This window comes from Bacillus sp. BPN334 (genome assembly GCF_008368885.1).
GTDB classification, from domain to species: domain Bacteria; phylum Bacillota; class Bacilli; order Bacillales; family Bacillaceae_G; genus Bacillus_A; species Bacillus_A wiedmannii.
On sequence record NZ_QOZW01000021.1, the window covers coordinates 68,545 to 84,645 of the forward strand.

Sequence of the window (16,101 nt, forward strand, 5' to 3'; positions counted from 1 at the left end):
TCAATGATTAAAAAGGTTCGATAGGTACATATATATCAACTATATGTTTATTTTCCGGGTGCTGCTTTGGGTCATTTTTATACATTTCAAAAGGATACGAATTTCTCGGTTTATATCCGCTATTTGGTAGCCACTCGCCGTATAAGAAATCCCATGCTCCTTTATATTCGTTTTGGAATATTTCAAAATGGCCTATCGCATACTTGCCTGAAGGTATTACCATTATTCCAATGTCACTCGTTTCTACTGCGGATTCATTCGGAATTGTTATACAAAGACTCGTTCTTAAATGATTGTCTTCTGTAAATTCATGATGATCATGATAAATGGTTAATACTTTCGTATCCTCGAATACATGGTAGTTTTGCTTCGATGCGTAATAAAATAGTTTCTCTATCATTTTTGGAAAAGCAATCGTTAACTCTTCATATGTACCGATATGCCTTATGTATGCGACGTTTATATCGTCTGCTGATACAATTTCAACATTTCCTCGAACCTTCTTACACTCATTGTATTGAGAAGTTCCGCTTACGTCTTTGCAATTCTTGCTATTGTGGTTTCGATATTGAGACGGACTTACTCCGTAATAATTTTTAAATGTGCGGGAGAAAACTGCTGAATCTGTAAAACCAAAATGGTAAGCGATATCCGTAATCGTCATATCTGTGCGATATGTAAGTAGATTCGTTGCCCTTTCTAACTTCAATCGGTTTACATACCGTGATAATGGCTCGTCTACGATCCCCTTAAAAATCCGATGAAAATGAAACTTTGAAAATCCTGCTACATCCGCTAGCTCTTCAATTGAAATTGAATCATTTATGTTTGATTCTATATAATCTTGTACCTTATAAATGCGTCTTAAGTACTCATTTCTACTTTGTTTACTCTCCATACTTTTATCTCCTCACAACAAAAAGGCTAACGTTAAGCTAGCCTACTTTTATACATTTTTCAAAAACAAAACTCTACTACCGCCATTCCCATCATAATTTGTATGTACCGATACACCCTCTATCTCATCATCCCCGGCATCAATTCGAAAACCGATTTCTTGATGAAACTGTATCGACTTTTTGTTAATTGGTGACGTAATTGCTTTTACAACTTTACGATTATTTGCACGAGCGATATCAAAGAAATAAGAATACAATGTCGATGCAATTCCTCTTCTTCTATACTTCGGATTGACACCGATAAAATGAACATATGCTTCATCTTTATATGTTTGTGAAAAGAATCCACATAAGAAACCTAACGTTTCGCCATCTTCTTCAATGATAAAACTCGTTTCTTGAAAATGAACGAAGAACAGTTTTGGCAACATAGCAGCCATATCTCTACCGCCCCACCAATCATTTAAAACAGAATGAATCTTTACATAATCTTCCACTTGGATGTTTCTTACTTGCATATGTTTCTCCCTTTCACTCACTTCATTTTTTCATAAATTTTAATAACCGTTTCTACTAAAAGGATGAATACCCATATTCCACAAAATACAAGAACAGACTGAAATATCGATCCAATTATCATAACACCAACTGCACCTGTTATTGAAAAAGATATTCCACCAAGCCCTGGATCCTGTATAAATGCTCCAGCAGAAAAAGCGGTTATAATTGATACTATTAAATAAATAACACTCATTATTTTTAATATTTTTATAGAAAGATACGAAGTTTGTTCTTTCTCCACTTGTGATAATTCGATTTCCCCGCTCGCAATTCCTTTTTGCAAACAGTCCTCACATAAAAATTCTTCCTTAATTTTTTTACCCCCATGTATTGTACCCGTTATCTCTTTACACCTTGAACATTTTCGATTTATCATGTTGTTACCACTCCAATCTATTAAGATTATACTTATATCATTCTGCATTTACCTTAATATCCCTTTTATGTATTTTATAGAGAAAGGTCGTGTTTTATGATTTCAAAACTTACGTTTAGCTCGAAAAAGCGTACCGTTCATTATGTATTAAGACCTAGTTGTTATGCAGTTATTTTCCATTCATCTTCTTCAATGATTGCTGTTATCCAAAAAGCAGACCGTTACTTTTTACCTGGTGGTGGTATGGAAGGTAATGAAACAAAAGAAGAGTGTTTGCACCGTGAACTACTAGAGGAATTAGGATGGGCAATTGAAATTGATCAATATATCGGTAATGCGGCTCGATATTTTTATGCAGAAAAGGAAGATATATATTATTTAAATGACGGGTTCTTTTATATTGCGAACATGGTGCAGAAACAAACTGAAAACTGTGAGGATGATCATGTTCTAAGGTGGATGTCTCCTTTACTTGCTGTAGAGCTTCTCATTCATGATCATCAAAAATGGGCCGTTGAGCAAGCTCTTTTATTACGAAAACAAAAGGGATCTCCTTCTATATGAAAGAGATCCTTTTTACTACTAACTTACTTTTTTCAAATTAAGTGCAGGCTTTTTGATTCCGCCTTTTTTTACAACATATAAACCGATAAAGATAATAAGACCGCCAACGAGCTGCATCATATTAATTTGCTCTCCAATTGTAACTGCCGCAAAGATAACTGCGAACAATGGTACGAGATACATATAAACCATTACTTTCGTTGAGCCTATTTGACTAATACCGACATACCACATTGCTAGTCCGAAGATGGTCGCAAAGATGATTGAATATGCTAGTGAACCCCAGCTTGGCGTATCTACTGGCCATGTTAAAGAGTTTACATTGAATAAACAGTATATAACTAGTGGTACAATTCCAATTAAAGTAGACCATGATGTAACTCTCATTGCGGAGTACTTTGTAATAAGAGGTTGCGCTAATATTGGATACCATCCCCACGCAATTGCTGCGACTAATCCAATTACATTTCCGAGCCACGCATATTCGTAAGTAGCTCCTCCTATATGTCCTGTTAATAAAACGAATGCTGCACCAATAAACGCTATTATTGAACCTATTTGTACTTTCATCGAAAAACGTTCTTGTTTGTGCAATACTGCTAATATCCCTGTAAAAATAGGTGACATCGCAATTAATAATGAGGCGTTCGTTGCTGAAGTATATTTCACAGATAGCATAAACATCGTTTGATACATTGCCGTACCAACGATACCGACTGCTACTAGTCGTAACCAATCTTTTCTTTCAATACGTAATGAGCGTTCCATTAAAAATGTAATAAGTAATAATACCGGAGATGCTACTAAAAATCGTAAACTATTAAATTGAATGGATGACATATATGCCACGCCATACTTTCCAATTGTATAATTTGCTCCCCATACTAATGCTACTGATACTAGGAGCCACTCCATTTGCCATCGTTTCATCCGAATCTCCCCTTCCATATTTAGCATAGTAAAATTGGCTGGATATAGCACCGTCCAATTGGCTGTTTTTTTCCCCAGCCAATTTGTTATACTTAATGTATATAAGAGATGCGGAGGCGTTTGTATGGAATGGAAGCTAGATAACGACAGTAAAATCCCAATTTATCAGCAAGTAGTTGACTTTATTGAGAAACGTATTACATACGGAGAACTTCCTCCTGGAAGCTTCCTCCCTTCCGAACGGAAATTAGCTACGCAGTTAAATGTAAACCGAAGTACGGTAACGACTGCTTATAATGAACTACGTGCTATGGGGATTGTGGAAAGTACGACTGGTAAAGGGACACGTGTAAGTACACATATGTGGGGCGTTTCTCCAACATTAACTCCGAATTGGAGAAATTTCGTAGAAGGTGGTACTTTTTTACCAAACTTACCGTTACTTCGCCATATTCGGGCAGAAGTACAACAAAATGAAAATATCATTGATTTCGCAAACGGCGAGCTCGGTTGTAACCTTTATCCTCACGATCAACTACAGACAATTTTACGAGAACAACCGTTAACGCATTCATTAAGTTATGATCATCCGCAAGGCTATCTCCCGCTAAGACAAGCGGTCGTAAAATATATGAAAGAATATTTAAAAGTTGAAGCGACTGAACAATCCATAATGATTACATCTGGCGCACAGCAAGCACTTCACCTTATCGTACAATGTTTATTAAATCCAGGTGATGCAGTTGCTTTCGAAAGTCCTTCACACTGTTATTCCTTACCGTTATTCCAATCAGCAGGTATTCGTATTTTCCCATTACCTGTCGATGAACACGGTATTAACCCAGACGATGTGCAAGAGTTATATAGAAAGCACCGTATTAAAATGATATTTTTAAATCCAAACTTCCAAAATCCTACGGGCACAATGCTTCATCCAAACCGTAGAAAAAAACTGTTATCACTTTGCGCAGACTTACGAATTGCGATTGTGGAAGATGATCCGTCCAGCTTACTTACGTTAGAAAAGAAACAACCTTGCCCTACTTTAAAATCGATTGATGAAAACGGAACTGTCATTTATGTACATTCCTTATCTAAAATGATTGCACCAGGTTTACGAGTTGGCTGGCTTGTCGCTCCGCAGTCTGTAGTAGAAAGGTTATCTGACGCAAGGCACCAAATGGAATTAGGTATGAGCATTTTCCCGCAGTGGCTTATGCAACAATTTTTCGAAACTGTACCATTTCAGTCTCATATCGTACCGTTACGAAAACAATTAGCAGAAAAAAGAGACGTTATCGTTCGCGCCCTAAATGAGCAACTTCACGATAAAATCTCTTTTTCAAACCCGACTGGCGGTATATACATATGGGGAAAATTAAAAGAACCGATAAACGAAAAACAACTCATTATGCAAAGTTTAAAACAAGAAATCGCCTTTATGCCCGGTAGTATTTTCGGTGCGAAAGATGGTTATATTCGTTTATCTTATGGAAAAGTGAATATTAATCAAATTGAGGAAGGTATTTCTCGTTTGCGAGAAGCTATTTTAGTTTGTGGAAAATGACTTTACATAAAGCTTTATCGTTTGACAAAAGAAAAATCTACCATTATTATCAACACGAACCTAGTTATAGGAGTGATAAAAATGAAAATTTACGTTGATGCAGATGCTTGTCCTGTAAAAGATGTAATTATTTTAGAGGCTACGAATGCAGAAATCCCTGTAACCCTCGTTACTAGTTTTTCTCATTATTCTAATGCAGAACAACCAAAAGGTGTGGAAACAATTTATGTTGATTCCGGAGCAGATGCTGCGGATTACCGCATAATGCAGTTAGCAAAAAAAGAAGATTTAATCGTAACGCAAGATTACGGTCTTGCTTCGCTTGCTTTAGCAAAAGGCTGTATCGTGCTACATCATAAAGGCTATAAGTATACGAATGATAACATTGAACAATTGTTACAAACACGATATTTAAGTGCAATGGTTCGAAAAAGTGGTAAACGTACAAAGGGACCGAAACCATTTACAGCAGAAGATAAAGAGAAATTTAGAGAGCTCTTTAAAAGTATGATCGCACTTTAAAAATGAATCGTCTATTTGCTAGGAAAACTTCGCAAAACAAAGAAGAGAATATCCAAATGAACATTCTCTTCTTGAAGTTTACCCTTTTAAAATGAAGGTAAATTATCTAAGTTATTTTCTTTTATTCCATCCGGTTCACTACGTATAATATCTCTACCATACTTATGAAATACGTCCACATGAGCTAACTTCCCTGATTTTGCTTCACTAAGAGCAGCTACATAATCTAACTCTCTCCCGCTACTTGTTTTAAACGCTATTAAATCACCATCATCATTTTTACGAACGGCAACAATTTGTTCTGCTCCTGAGTTGACTTCATGGTCTACTTCAAATTGCGCTTGCTCTTCTCCTTGATGTAAGTAATCATTGTAAACTTTTTCAAAGTCTTTTTTATCCATAACATTCACCTCCAACACATTTTATTAGTATGGTTGGGAGGTGTTGGTTTTATGTACTTTTTTATCAACTTACAAGACTTTACTTCTTAATTTAAGCTAAATTTAAGTGTTACTATTTTCCTGTCAACTTTATAATTGATTATATCGAAACGAAATTTGAAATGGAGAATGGCTAAGATGAATATAGATATTAATCGTTTAACTGATATTTGTTTAGAGTATTAGCAATCTAGATTTTATGTTACTAGAATCCCTAAAGATTTCTTATCAATTGCCAAAAAACGTTTTTCTATACCAACGGATGATCAAATTATTGCTTTTTTAAGTTGTAATTTATTTGGATTAGGCAAGTATGGTGTTTACTTTACGAGTTCGGGTTTATACTGGAAAAATTGGTTATTAAGTAAAGGAAGTTTAAAATGGGGTCAATTAATTGAAGTGCAACAAATTGAAATTGATAAAGATGGTTTCTTATCTTTTGATGCACAAAAAAGCTTCAATATTAACGGGAGTGATTATCCCCCACTGTTATTTAAAGAATTACTTATAGCTCTTACGAATTCATTCCGAAATTCAAAACAACATGATATACATCCAGTTATAAAAATGGATGAGATAAAATCCATTTGCTCATTATTTGAAACGTACAATGAATTATTAGAACCTGATAACGGATTATTTGTAGACACTCATATTTCAGACAAAAAGTTAAAAGCAATTGAGGCACGATTTATCGTTCCAAAAGAAGAACAAATCATTGCTTTTTTAGATACGTCTGTCCTTGGGAATATGGGGAAAGGATCTGATGGAGTATTAATTTGTCAATCAGGTATATATTTTAGAGAAACCTTTGTACACTTATATTTCCCATGGCATGTCTTTAAAAATATCCCTATTACTTTAACTTCAGATGAATTTGAAATTGGGAAAGGAAACATGTTTCATCTTCAACATGCTAGACTGCCTAGTCAAGATATTTTATTGTTCATCAAGAATTTAAAACAGTATGTGAATAGTTTATATGAAGAAAATCCACAATTACATATTTAATAAACTCGTTATGACATATACGCTCGTGTATAGTTAAGTCTAAAATTTCAATTCAACTAAAAAACCGATTATTTTTGTAGAGAGCCTACATGTATAATCGGTTTTTTAATCTTATTCTTTTCTTACATACTCATTTATAATGGCATCTAGTGATTTTTTAATACCTACGCAAACCCTTCAAAGTCTCCAATATATCATCTGTAAAGGCTGTACTACCTTCTGCCTCTAAAACTCTAAAATAAAAACTTCTTAAGAAAGTTCTAATATTTTGTACTAAAATAGCATGCTGCGGATGTCGGATGTCTTCAACAGTTGCTATACTATGTAGCCAATTGCTCCACTCTTCTCCAATTAAAATATTTTGGTTACGTAACGACATAATTGGCGCTACTAATCTTTCATCCTCAAAGTGTACATATACGTAATCACTCAATCGAACCTTCTGACGAACAGCAGCTAGTATTGCATATGAAAACTCACGATTTTGTATTGTACGTGCTAACGCATCTAGTGCATCAGCCGCATGCGCCGTAGAGTGTGCCCAGCCTTTTCCTTCTACGTATCCTCTTACATCTTCTTCTAAATATACATATTCCAGCACTTGTTCTGCCACACTGTATAGTTGTTCTTCAGATAACAGTGGTTCTCTTTCATGAACAGATAAAATAAGTGGCGGAATTAATACGGAGAATGCACGTTTAAATACAGAGTCTGTGCCCTTTTCACCAATTTTATAAAATAAATAATCAGGACTAATCGCTTGTAGCATTAACCCTCTTAATTCTTTTTGTCTAAACACATCATTTGTAATCCATGTGTGAAGCGTACTATAAATTAAATCATCACGTAATTCAGCATCAGGTGAACCGATATAATCTAGCATCCACTGCGCATATGGATATGCATCTACGTCTTCTGGTACAGCATAATTATTATTTTTAATTTGTAGTAGTTCTTCTTTTAATTCTAGTACTTCATTCATTATATTTCCTGTCCCCTTTTTACTTTATTAACTTATTTCCGCCTTATCCCCTGTAATTGCCTATCCTTATATGAACTTGATTCAATTATATATAATTTATCCTGATAAATAAAAGGAAATACATTAGAACTTCGCGGTCTCTCACTTTGTTTACATGCATTTCATGTAAGTTTAGGCTATAAAATAAAGTATTTTTTTCATTTATATTCAAACGTAGTTACAATCAAAAATTAAATCATTTTAGAACTTGTTTAATAAATTCTGTTTTAGCTTTTGTGTATGCTTCTCTATCTTGGTTAAACTTTTTTGCTAACTCTTGCTTTAGATTTGAATAATCATAAACTAATTGTGGATTTTCTCGTAAGCGGTTACGAAATAAAAGTTGTTGCTCCCATCGTTCAGTTCCTTTAACCATCAAATGCAGATGAGCTACACGCCTATTATTCTTCACTTTCACAAAGAACCTTCTCCAAGGTCTTTCATCTAATTCCGGGCCTACATAATGCCAATCATATATAGCCAATTTTGCTGAAATATCGAGCACTCTATCAAATGAGTCTGTTTCAGCCATTAGATCAATGATAGGTTTTGCAGGTAAACCAGGTATGGATGTACTTCCTATATGTATTACTTTGCTAATACCGAGAGGAGTAAGCAGTTCATAAAGTTGCCGTTCTTCATATCGGCCTTTATCTTGCCAATCAGGATTTGCATTAACTATCTCTACTGACTCATTCGCCCATACAGGCCAATCGTTCGGATTATCTTTTTTATCCACCCGACGCATCCCCTTTCACGAACTTTTTGTTATATAAAAGATTTTAAATTCCTTTAAATACAACTACCGGATCATCAAAATTACTATTCTGAAATATAACATTTGCACATTCTTTCGCATTATGCTCATCTATATACATCTTACAAGCCGCATGATATCTGTTTATAAACATTTTCTCTGCTTCTTCATAACTTCCAAAAGCCTCAGTCTCGCGCTCTGCACCACGTTTTCTCGCAATCTCAAAATCTGTATTTAAGAAAATTTTATAGTCAAATAGATACTCAATTTCTTTTTTCAATAAAAATGTTCCATCTACTATTAGCACCATATTTGGCGAGGCCACTAGCGGCGTATTATGTACAGGGATGTCCGTTATTAAGTTATGAGAAATCGTTTCATACTGTAAATTCCCGTTAGGTCCTAAAGGTTTTAATAGCCTTTCTTTGAAAGCTGTATAATCGTGTGCATCTTCATAATACCCTCTTGCTGATTCTTTGCCTTGTGTATAGCGAATCACTCTAGGGTTATGAAAATCGTCAATGCTGGCGCGTGTTACTGGTAATCCTCGTTTTTTTATTTCTTCAGCTAGTTCGTTTGCAAGTGTTGTTTTTCCTGAAGCTGTAATACCACTTACTCCAACTCTTGTTGGATGGGTTAAGTTTAATTTTAAAATATGATCTACAATTTCTTTCATGCGTTGTATTCGGTTCAAGATATTTCCTCCTACAATCAGTTTACATAATATAATTATAGGTAACAATTCGTTTCATTATTTGTCGGTAAGTCGATATCCTATTTCGAATCGTTGATATATTATGATTGACTTACTTTCCCTTAAACCCTCGATACAATGCAGTCCGTAATTCTTGTTTGTATTCTTCAATTTCTGGCATATCGAGTTCTTCTGCTAGTCTGATAGCTAATTCAATATCATACGGTACACGTACGAGTTGAATGGAAAAGCTCGCTGCTTCTTTTTCATTGTAAGTTCCTTCGAATATTAAATAAGAAGCTTGTGTAATTTCCAGAGGATTACCTACGCTACCAGCATTACATAACGTTTTCCCTCTGAAATTTTGAACGAATGCTTGGTGAACGTCACCGTAACAAACGACATCTGGTTTTCTTTCCCCTTCTATATTCTCTGTGAGCTCACTATTTTCGAACATACTAATACGCTCTTCTCTTGTTGCATGTGGTTGAATTCTTTCATACAAACTTCTCGGTGAAGCGTGGAACATACGAATCAGTTTCCCACTCATATAAAACTCGATTGAAAATGGTAAGCTTCTTAAATACTCATTTTGTTCTTCTGACAATTGTTTTTGATGCCATTTTAACGCTTCAAATTCAGTCGGTTTTGTAATGAAATCATCCCAGTTCCCCATTACGGTTCCTTCACATTCTTTACGAACGATTTCAATTACTTCGCTAGAATGCGGACCTTTTCCTACTAAATCTCCAAGACAAATAATACGTTCAATTCCTCTTAATTTAATATCTTTCAGTACTGATTCTAATGCCGGAATATTACCATGTATATCTGAAATTACCGCAATTTTATCCAAATGAATCCCTCCGTTATTTATTGTTTATTATATCCTCATGTTGTGATTGATACCATTTTGGAATATAAGATGAAAAATGATTATGATCTTCTATAATTCGGTTCAATCTTTCTTTCATATCCTCTACTAAATGTGGTGTAGTTCGGTTTGTCCATACGATATCCGCTGGGAATGTCATCGCTGCATATAATGAATACAGTTTCCAAAAGTGGATTGACGGATCGCCTCCGCAATAACCGTGAACTTGTCCAACCGCAAATGGTTTACTTATTCTTGTAGTAAAAATCGCTACGTTATAAAAATCGTGTATTGGGTCACCAAAATCATATCCTCCAAAATCGATAACGATAAATTTCTTATTATGAATCATACTATTTGCTGGATGGAAGTCATCGTGTAAAAAGGTAATAGGGCGATTTTTCAATAATTGTTTATGCTCCCCTACAAAACTTAATACTGGCTTCAAATTAAGGAAGTCTATTTCATAGTTTGCTAACGCTTCTACGTATCTTTCGTATTTATTCCATCGAACCGTTTCCCATTTATTACTTGCACTTTCTCTTTCAATTGAGTGAATCCTCTTTAGTACTTCTCCTGCTTTTCTTCCTGCATGGTACTGTTCTTCCACGGATAGCTTCCCTAAACCTTCTTCACCATTTATACCTTGGATCCATTCAAATACTTGAACACATTTATTTATTTGTTCAAGTTTTATAAAATGAATTAACTTAGGCGTTGGAATATGTAATGACTCTAATTGTTTCATATACATATATTCTTCTTGTTTACGTTCAAAATGAACAGCATCACATACTTTCACAAAATATGTTACTCTGTTTTCTAATTCTATTTTATATTTCTCTTCATGTGAAAAACCTTTTGAAATAACTGTACACTTTACAATACGAGGCCATTCTAGTTGTCTCTCTATCTCTCTAAGCATTTCCTTCACAACGTTCACCTCTATCAATATATGTACAAACTACGTAACACTTCATGCTCTCGCTTATTTTCACCTTTAAATTCCACTGCAAATGGATATTCGCCATGATACTTCAATCGTTCTAGTACTAGCCCTTCTCCAACTGGTTCACAAAACCGCACATGAACATCACCAAACGATACACTTTGACACTCCGCACTCCATTCTTCATTTTTCACGACCTGGCTTGCAGTTAGCTCCATTACTTCTTTCCACTTCCGTACTGTTTCTCGAACATTTTCCACTGCGTAATGAATCGTTTCAATTTGTTGTACTTTGTTTTTATGTTCAGTAATCGTTCCTATGTTACGTAAATCGTTTCTTCTTTCTTCGTCCGTTTCATTCCACTGTATAAAGAAGGGTAATTTTGGTCCGTTCTCTTCTTGCTTTACAAATAACATTTTCCACTCTAAAAGACGGCCATCTTTTCTTATACGTTTTCCTTCAAATGGTCCTATCGTATGTAAACCGTGCTTACTAAAATTATTTGCTAGGTCTTCAATGGCATCTGTTCGAATTGCGATTTGTAGCATTCCTTCTCCGTCTTCTAATTTCACTACTGTTTCTTGTACTAATGGATTGTCTGCTTTCTTCGCTTTTTCTTCATGCTGCACTGCTAAAAATTCGATATATGATAAATCAAAATAACATAAACTATTCCAAGTACCCCAAGTAATATGCTCTCCGCCTACTGCAGTATGAAATCCATGCTCCTGCATTTGTTTTGCCGCTTCCTCCGGTGTACCATGTACCGCGTGTACGAGATGATCGAATCGTAACATGTCTTTCTCCCCTTTCTCTCCATCCTTTTATTGTATATTTTATTTTTCTTTCATTCAATTCAAAAAACTTTAAAACCTAGTTGATTTATACGATTAATATGTATTATAATGAAACAAATTTAATTATTGCTGATTGGAAAAACCAAAGGCACTTTTCTCATACGGGAAAAGTGCCTTTTTCATTTATTATTACAGGGGGATTATTTATGCAGAAATTAATTGTCTTTGCTATTATTGGATTTTTCGCTCAATTGATTGATGGGGCACTTGGAATGGCGTACGGGGTAACATCTACCTCACTATTATTAATGTTTGGTATCGCACCGGCTGTAGCTTCCGCATCTGTTCACTTAGCTGAAGTCGTTACAACCGCCGCTTCTGGTGCATCTCACATCAAATTTGGAAACGTTGATAAATATACCGTTTCCAGGCTTACATTACCAGGAGCAATTGGCGCATTTATTGGAGCATGTTTTTTAAGCAATTTACCTGGGGATGTAATTAAGCCGTACATTTCCGTATTTTTATTTACTTTAGGGGTTTATATTTTATTACGATTCCTCATTCAAAAACAAATTGTCACTTCAAAAAAACGTATGTCTGCAAAACAACTTGTTCCGCTTGGTTTATTTGCTGGATTCGTTGATTCAACTGGTGGTGGTGGCTGGGGCCCGATTACGACACCTGTGCTTCTAGCAAGAGGAAATGAAGCTAGAAAAGTTATCGGATCTGTAGATACGAGCGAGTTTCCGGTTTCACTCGCTGCAACAATCGGATTCTTCATTTCACTTGGCTGGGAACAAGTAAGTTGGGTTTGGGTATTTTCTCTCATGCTCGGTGGTATCGTTGCGGCACCAATCGCTGCATGGCTAGTACGCATCGTTCCTTCTCATTTACTTGGCGTATTAGTTGGTGGCCTTATTATCTTTACAAACATTCGTACACTGCTTACTACATTTAAAGTGGACCCTACTATTATTTCACTTTCTTACGTGGCAGTTGGTCTTGTCGTTATTATTTCTATTTTCATTGCTGTTCGCAATCATTCCAAGCGTTCTAACGCATCGACAACCGGATATCCGAATGATCAAAAACAAATGCTACCATAACGATAAAAATACCGCCCGATATACTTCGAGCGGTATTTTTTATTTTTCTATTTTCCAATTAATCATCGTTTCTGTAGTGCTAATTCTCTTCATATGTAATTTCTCTAATACACGAATCGAGCTTTCATTTTCAAGAAGTGTCTCCGCAATAATCGTTTCTACTTCTCCTGTTTGAAAAGCCCAATTTATTAATTCTCTTACAGCTTCTGTCGCATACCCTTTATTCCAATATTTCTCAATAAATCCGTAACCAATTTCTACTGTATGTTCCTCATTTGGTTTCCCTTTAAATCCTATATCACCTAGAACGATGTCATCTTCTTTGCGAATGACATACCACGCGCCCCAAGGTAATAAAACCTTATTTTGTTTTACATTTTCTACATGCCCTACAATATGCGGACCACTGTTATATCCTTGCTCGTTAGCAACTTGCATACTCTCTTCTGTACACGGTACTATATAGAGTCTTTCTGTTTCTAATTTCATGTTAATTTCCCCTTTTTTGCTTAAACGTTATTTTAATTATAACAAAAAATATGACCTTATTATGAATGTCGAATTATATTTTCAGAATTTTCTTTTAGTTTTAAAGGGTTTTTCAATATTTTTTGCGAAACATTTGTATAACAATTTCTTTATTTGTTTTTTGTTACATAACAGTAGGTTCGGGTGGAGTTTTGCAAGCGTTTCCTATACAATAACCGATATTTTTTGACTTTTTCTAACAAAATATCTTGCAATATATTCAGAAAGTCATTACAATTGCCATATATTAAAAATCTTAGCAATATATCAAATCCTCATCAATCCGATGAGGTAGAGGTTGCGACTTTTATGAGTAAAACGGACGAGACACAGAGAATGTCACCAACTCCGTTTGAAAGGAAAAGTTGCCGAAGTTTATATTTCTTCTCTGGAAATATGAGCTGGGGCTGTCTCCGAAAGGAACAGAACTGTCACGTTTACAAAATTACCGTGTAAACGTGGGGTGCTATCTTAACGGAAGGGTATGATGGGGTGGTTATTTGTGAAACGTTCCGCCTAATTCCTTTGGCGGTTTTTTGTATTTTTCTCCCCCGCTCCTTCCTAACCTACAAGAAAAGGAGTGTTGAACATGAATAGCGCAGCAAATCAATCTACCTCTAAAACGCAAACTACACAAGGACAAGGTGAATTAAAACGCGGATTAAAATCTCGTCACCTTACGATGATTTCTCTCGGTGGTACAATCGGTACCGGACTATTTCTTGCCAGCGGTGGTGTCATCCATACAGCTGGTCCTGGCGGTGCACTAGTCGCATACGCCGCAATTGGAATTATGGTTTACTTTTTAATGACAAGCTTAGCTGAACTCGCGGCTTACATGCCTGTTACCGGATCTTTTAGCACGTATGCAACAAAATTTGTTGATCCATCACTTGGCTTTGCACTTGGATGGAACTATTGGTATAACTGGGCCATTACAATTGCCGCTGAACTCGCGGCTGTAACATTAATTATGAAATTTTGGTTCCCAGATACCCCTTCTCTTATTTGGAGTGGATTATGTTTAGCTATTATTTTCCTTTTAAACTATTTATCTGTTAAAGGGTTTGGTGAATCTGAATATTGGTTCGCACTTATTAAAGTAGTTACTATTATTATCTTTTTAATTGTCGGCTTTATGATGATTTTCGGAATTATGGGCGGCGAATCTGTTGGCTTTAAAAACTTCACTGTTGCAGATGCACCATTTAATGGCGGCATTATGGCAATTATCGGTGTATTTATGGCTGCTGGGTTCTCATTCCAAGGAACTGAATTATTAGGTGTAGCTGCTGGTGAAACTGCTGATCCAGAGCGTAACATTCCAAAAGCAATTCGTTCTATCTTTTGGCGTATTCTTTTATTCTATATCCTTGCGATTCTCGTTATCGGTTTATTAATTCCTTATACGACTGAAAGCCTTGCTGCAAGCGATGTAACAGTAAGTCCATTTACACTTATTTTTGAAAAAGCGGGCGTTGCCTTTGCTGCTTCTGTTATGAACGCTGTTATTTTAACGGCAGTATTGTCTGCTGGTAACTCTGGTATGTATGCATCAACTCGTATGCTTTGGGACTTAGCTCGCCAAGGAAAAGCACCAAAGTTTCTTGGTAAATTAGATAGCCGCGGTGTACCTGTTAACGCATTAATCGTAACGTCAATTGTCGGTAGTATCGCTTTCATTGCCTCTTTATTCGGTGACGGTGTTGTATACATTTGGTTATTAAACGCATCTGGAATGTCTGGCTTTATCGCATGGGTCGGAATTGCAATTAGTCATTACCGTTTCCGTAAAGCATATATCGCACAAGGAAAAGATTTGAAAGACTTACCATATAGAGCAAAATGGTTCCCGTTCGGTCCAATTTTCGCATTTGCACTTTGTGTCATCGTAATTTTAGGTCAAAACTACGGCGCATTTATGGGCGAATCAATCGATTGGAACGGTGTACTCGTTTCTTACATCGGTTTACCACTCTTCTTAGTACTATGGTTAGGATATAAATTTACGAAGAAAACGAAAGTGATTCCGCTCGATAAATGTGAATTGAAATAAAGTGAAACGAGCAAACAAATATGTTTGCTCGTTTTTTATTCCAATGCTTCTCCCTTTATTATTGCTCCTGTTTTTGCAATAATAAAGGAAATATAAATAAAGGTTGGGATACGATGAACATTCGCATTACTGATGAAGCAAAAGCAGCTATACATAGATTAGAACGTGAAGACAAAAAGATTATTCGCATTAGAGGGACAATGACAAACTCTTGTAGTATTTTCGTTGATGTGGATTTAATTTGGGATACATATAATGCAGATGACGTTGTATATGAAGATGCTGATTTTACCGTACAAATGGATTCATTTACGAAAGACTATACTGGTGATACGGTGAAACTTGATTATAAGACGACTGGTTTTAGTATTACGACTCCGAGTGAGACTTTAGTTTATGGGCTGTCGATTAAAAAATAAAAATTGTTTTTAACTGATCAATGAGGT

At 35.6% G+C, this 16,101-nt stretch carries 18 protein-coding genes, 1 pseudogene and 1 riboswitch; of the genes and pseudogenes, 7 read left to right on the forward strand and 12 right to left on the reverse strand.

Going from position 1 to position 16,101, the window contains the following annotated elements:
* Nucleotides 1-7: 7 nt before the first annotated feature.
* From DN393_RS28570 to DN393_RS28580, 3 genes are read right to left on the reverse strand one after another with little or no spacing between them, the layout of a single operon-like run.
* Nucleotides 8-898 carry an AraC family transcriptional regulator gene (locus tag DN393_RS28570; protein WP_088048316.1) on the reverse strand — a complete coding sequence of 297 codons (891 nt, stop codon included), beginning with the start codon at nucleotides 896-898 and terminating at the stop codon, nucleotides 8-10.
* Nucleotides 899-946: 48 nt separating this feature from the next.
* On the reverse strand, nucleotides 947-1,417 hold the full coding sequence (locus DN393_RS28575) for a GNAT family N-acetyltransferase (protein WP_098111780.1): 471 nt from the start codon (nucleotides 1,415-1,417) through the stop codon (nucleotides 947-949).
* A gap of 17 nt (nucleotides 1,418-1,434) precedes the next feature.
* Nucleotides 1,435-1,836 carry a DUF3980 domain-containing protein gene (locus tag DN393_RS28580; RefSeq protein ID WP_000610481.1) on the reverse strand — a complete coding sequence of 134 codons (402 nt, stop codon included), beginning with the start codon at nucleotides 1,834-1,836 and terminating at the stop codon, nucleotides 1,435-1,437.
* A gap of 96 nt (nucleotides 1,837-1,932) precedes the next feature.
* Here DN393_RS28580 and DN393_RS28585 point away from each other — a divergent pair, with 96 nt between their 5' ends.
* Nucleotides 1,933-2,400, forward strand: coding sequence for an NUDIX hydrolase (locus DN393_RS28585; RefSeq protein WP_098111781.1), 468 nt, complete (start codon nucleotides 1,933-1,935; stop codon nucleotides 2,398-2,400).
* An 18-nt stretch (nucleotides 2,401-2,418) separates the two neighbouring features.
* On the opposite strand, the gene DN393_RS28590 is transcribed toward DN393_RS28585, so the two are convergent.
* A complete protein-coding gene (locus DN393_RS28590) occupies nucleotides 2,419-3,330 on the reverse strand; it encodes a DMT family transporter (protein ID WP_088048314.1) in 912 nt (303 codons plus the stop codon).
* Between the two features lie 124 nt (nucleotides 3,331-3,454).
* Between DN393_RS28590 and pdxR the strand changes: the two genes are divergently transcribed.
* Both pdxR and DN393_RS28600 read left to right on the forward strand, forming a co-directional pair.
* Entirely contained in the window at nucleotides 3,455-4,897 is a 1,443-nt protein-coding gene (gene pdxR / locus DN393_RS28595; RefSeq protein WP_064475673.1) for a MocR-like pyridoxine biosynthesis transcription factor PdxR, read from the forward strand.
* Nucleotides 4,898-4,978: 81 nt separating this feature from the next.
* Nucleotides 4,979-5,419 (forward strand): YaiI/YqxD family protein, encoded by a 441-nt coding sequence (locus DN393_RS28600; protein ID WP_064475674.1) that lies wholly within the window; start codon nucleotides 4,979-4,981, stop codon nucleotides 5,417-5,419.
* An 86-nt stretch (nucleotides 5,420-5,505) separates the two neighbouring features.
* Here DN393_RS28600 and DN393_RS28605 read toward each other — a convergent pair whose 3' ends face one another.
* Nucleotides 5,506-5,820: a DUF3892 domain-containing protein gene (locus DN393_RS28605; RefSeq protein WP_098111782.1), complete on the reverse strand. Its 315-nt coding sequence runs from the start codon at nucleotides 5,818-5,820 to the stop codon at nucleotides 5,506-5,508.
* A gap of 177 nt (nucleotides 5,821-5,997) precedes the next feature.
* Here DN393_RS28605 and DN393_RS28610 point away from each other — a divergent pair.
* Nucleotides 5,998-6,870, forward strand: a pseudogene (locus DN393_RS28610) (hypothetical protein).
* 157 nt (nucleotides 6,871-7,027) lie between these two features.
* Here DN393_RS28610 and DN393_RS28615 read toward each other — a convergent pair.
* The 6 genes from DN393_RS28615 to DN393_RS28640 form a co-directional block, all read right to left on the reverse strand.
* Nucleotides 7,028-7,852, reverse strand: a complete 825-nt coding sequence (locus DN393_RS28615) for a DUF2785 domain-containing protein (RefSeq protein ID WP_098103113.1) — start codon at nucleotides 7,850-7,852, stop codon at nucleotides 7,028-7,030.
* Nucleotides 7,853-8,087: 235 nt separating this feature from the next.
* Nucleotides 8,088-8,630, reverse strand: coding sequence for a GrpB family protein (locus DN393_RS28620; protein WP_002168100.1), 543 nt, complete (start codon nucleotides 8,628-8,630; stop codon nucleotides 8,088-8,090).
* A gap of 43 nt (nucleotides 8,631-8,673) precedes the next feature.
* Nucleotides 8,674-9,342, reverse strand: coding sequence for a nucleoside/nucleotide kinase family protein (locus DN393_RS28625; RefSeq protein WP_149174164.1), 669 nt, complete (start codon nucleotides 9,340-9,342; stop codon nucleotides 8,674-8,676).
* Between the two features lie 112 nt (nucleotides 9,343-9,454).
* Nucleotides 9,455-10,198, reverse strand: coding sequence for a metallophosphoesterase family protein (locus DN393_RS28630; RefSeq protein WP_098111784.1), 744 nt, complete (start codon nucleotides 10,196-10,198; stop codon nucleotides 9,455-9,457).
* A 13-nt stretch (nucleotides 10,199-10,211) separates the two neighbouring features.
* A complete protein-coding gene (locus tag DN393_RS28635; RefSeq protein WP_149174165.1) occupies nucleotides 10,212-11,150 on the reverse strand; it encodes an aminoglycoside phosphotransferase family protein in 939 nt (312 codons plus the stop codon).
* A 14-nt stretch (nucleotides 11,151-11,164) separates the two neighbouring features.
* The gene (locus DN393_RS28640) at nucleotides 11,165-11,962 is read right to left on the reverse strand and encodes a VOC family protein (RefSeq protein WP_149174166.1); all 798 of its coding nucleotides are present in this window, start codon (nucleotides 11,960-11,962) and stop codon (nucleotides 11,165-11,167) included.
* A 98-nt stretch (nucleotides 11,963-12,060) separates the two neighbouring features.
* Between DN393_RS28640 and DN393_RS28645 the strand changes: the two genes are divergently transcribed.
* Complete coding sequence (locus DN393_RS28645) at nucleotides 12,061-13,071, forward strand: sulfite exporter TauE/SafE family protein (protein ID WP_064475974.1); 1,011 nt, start codon at nucleotides 12,061-12,063, stop codon at nucleotides 13,069-13,071.
* Between the two features lie 39 nt (nucleotides 13,072-13,110).
* On the opposite strand, the gene DN393_RS28650 is transcribed toward DN393_RS28645, so the two are convergent.
* The gene (locus DN393_RS28650; RefSeq protein WP_064475685.1) at nucleotides 13,111-13,560 is read right to left on the reverse strand and encodes a GNAT family N-acetyltransferase; all 450 of its coding nucleotides are present in this window, start codon (nucleotides 13,558-13,560) and stop codon (nucleotides 13,111-13,113) included.
* Between the two features lie 323 nt (nucleotides 13,561-13,883).
* A riboswitch (Lysine riboswitch) is annotated at nucleotides 13,884-14,076 on the forward strand.
* Nucleotides 14,077-14,188: 112 nt separating this feature from the next.
* Between DN393_RS28650 and DN393_RS28655 the strand changes: the two genes are divergently transcribed.
* Both DN393_RS28655 and DN393_RS28660 read left to right on the forward strand, forming a co-directional pair.
* Nucleotides 14,189-15,655 carry an amino acid permease gene (locus DN393_RS28655; RefSeq protein WP_064475686.1) on the forward strand — a complete coding sequence of 489 codons (1,467 nt, stop codon included), beginning with the start codon at nucleotides 14,189-14,191 and terminating at the stop codon, nucleotides 15,653-15,655.
* Between the two features lie 113 nt (nucleotides 15,656-15,768).
* Entirely contained in the window at nucleotides 15,769-16,074 is a 306-nt protein-coding gene (locus tag DN393_RS28660; RefSeq protein ID WP_064475687.1) for an iron-sulfur cluster biosynthesis family protein, read from the forward strand.
* Nucleotides 16,075-16,101: the final 27 nt, after the last annotated feature.

Excerpts from the sequence above, each read along its gene's own strand:
- pdxR (WP_064475673.1), top strand. The coding sequence starts at position 3,455 with ATGGAATGGAAGCTAGATAACGACAGTAAAATCCCAATTTATCAGCAA.
- DN393_RS28590 (WP_088048314.1), bottom strand. The coding sequence starts at position 3,330 with ATGAAACGATGGCAAATGGAGTGGCTCCTAGTATCAGTAGCATTAGTA.
- DN393_RS28580 (WP_000610481.1), bottom strand. The coding sequence starts at position 1,836 with ATGATAAATCGAAAATGTTCAAGGTGTAAAGAGATAACGGGTACAATA.
- DN393_RS28660 (WP_064475687.1), top strand. The coding sequence starts at position 15,769 with ATGAACATTCGCATTACTGATGAAGCAAAAGCAGCTATACATAGATTA.
- DN393_RS28640 (WP_149174166.1), bottom strand. The coding sequence starts at position 11,962 with ATGTTACGATTCGATCATCTCGTACACGCGGTACATGGTACACCGGAG.
- DN393_RS28570 (WP_088048316.1), bottom strand. The coding sequence starts at position 898 with ATGGAGAGTAAACAAAGTAGAAATGAGTACTTAAGACGCATTTATAAG.
- DN393_RS28575 (WP_098111780.1), bottom strand. The coding sequence starts at position 1,417 with ATGCAAGTAAGAAACATCCAAGTGGAAGATTATGTAAAGATTCATTCT.
- DN393_RS28655 (WP_064475686.1), top strand. The coding sequence starts at position 14,189 with ATGAATAGCGCAGCAAATCAATCTACCTCTAAAACGCAAACTACACAA.
- DN393_RS28585 (WP_098111781.1), top strand. The coding sequence starts at position 1,933 with ATGATTTCAAAACTTACGTTTAGCTCGAAAAAGCGTACCGTTCATTAT.
- DN393_RS28650 (WP_064475685.1), bottom strand. The coding sequence starts at position 13,560 with ATGAAATTAGAAACAGAAAGACTCTATATAGTACCGTGTACAGAAGAG.
- DN393_RS28600 (WP_064475674.1), top strand. The coding sequence starts at position 4,979 with ATGAAAATTTACGTTGATGCAGATGCTTGTCCTGTAAAAGATGTAATT.
- DN393_RS28615 (WP_098103113.1), bottom strand. The coding sequence starts at position 7,852 with ATGAATGAAGTACTAGAATTAAAAGAAGAACTACTACAAATTAAAAAT.
- DN393_RS28605 (WP_098111782.1), bottom strand. The coding sequence starts at position 5,820 with ATGGATAAAAAAGACTTTGAAAAAGTTTACAATGATTACTTACATCAA.
- DN393_RS28645 (WP_064475974.1), top strand. The coding sequence starts at position 12,061 with ATGTATTATAATGAAACAAATTTAATTATTGCTGATTGGAAAAACCAA.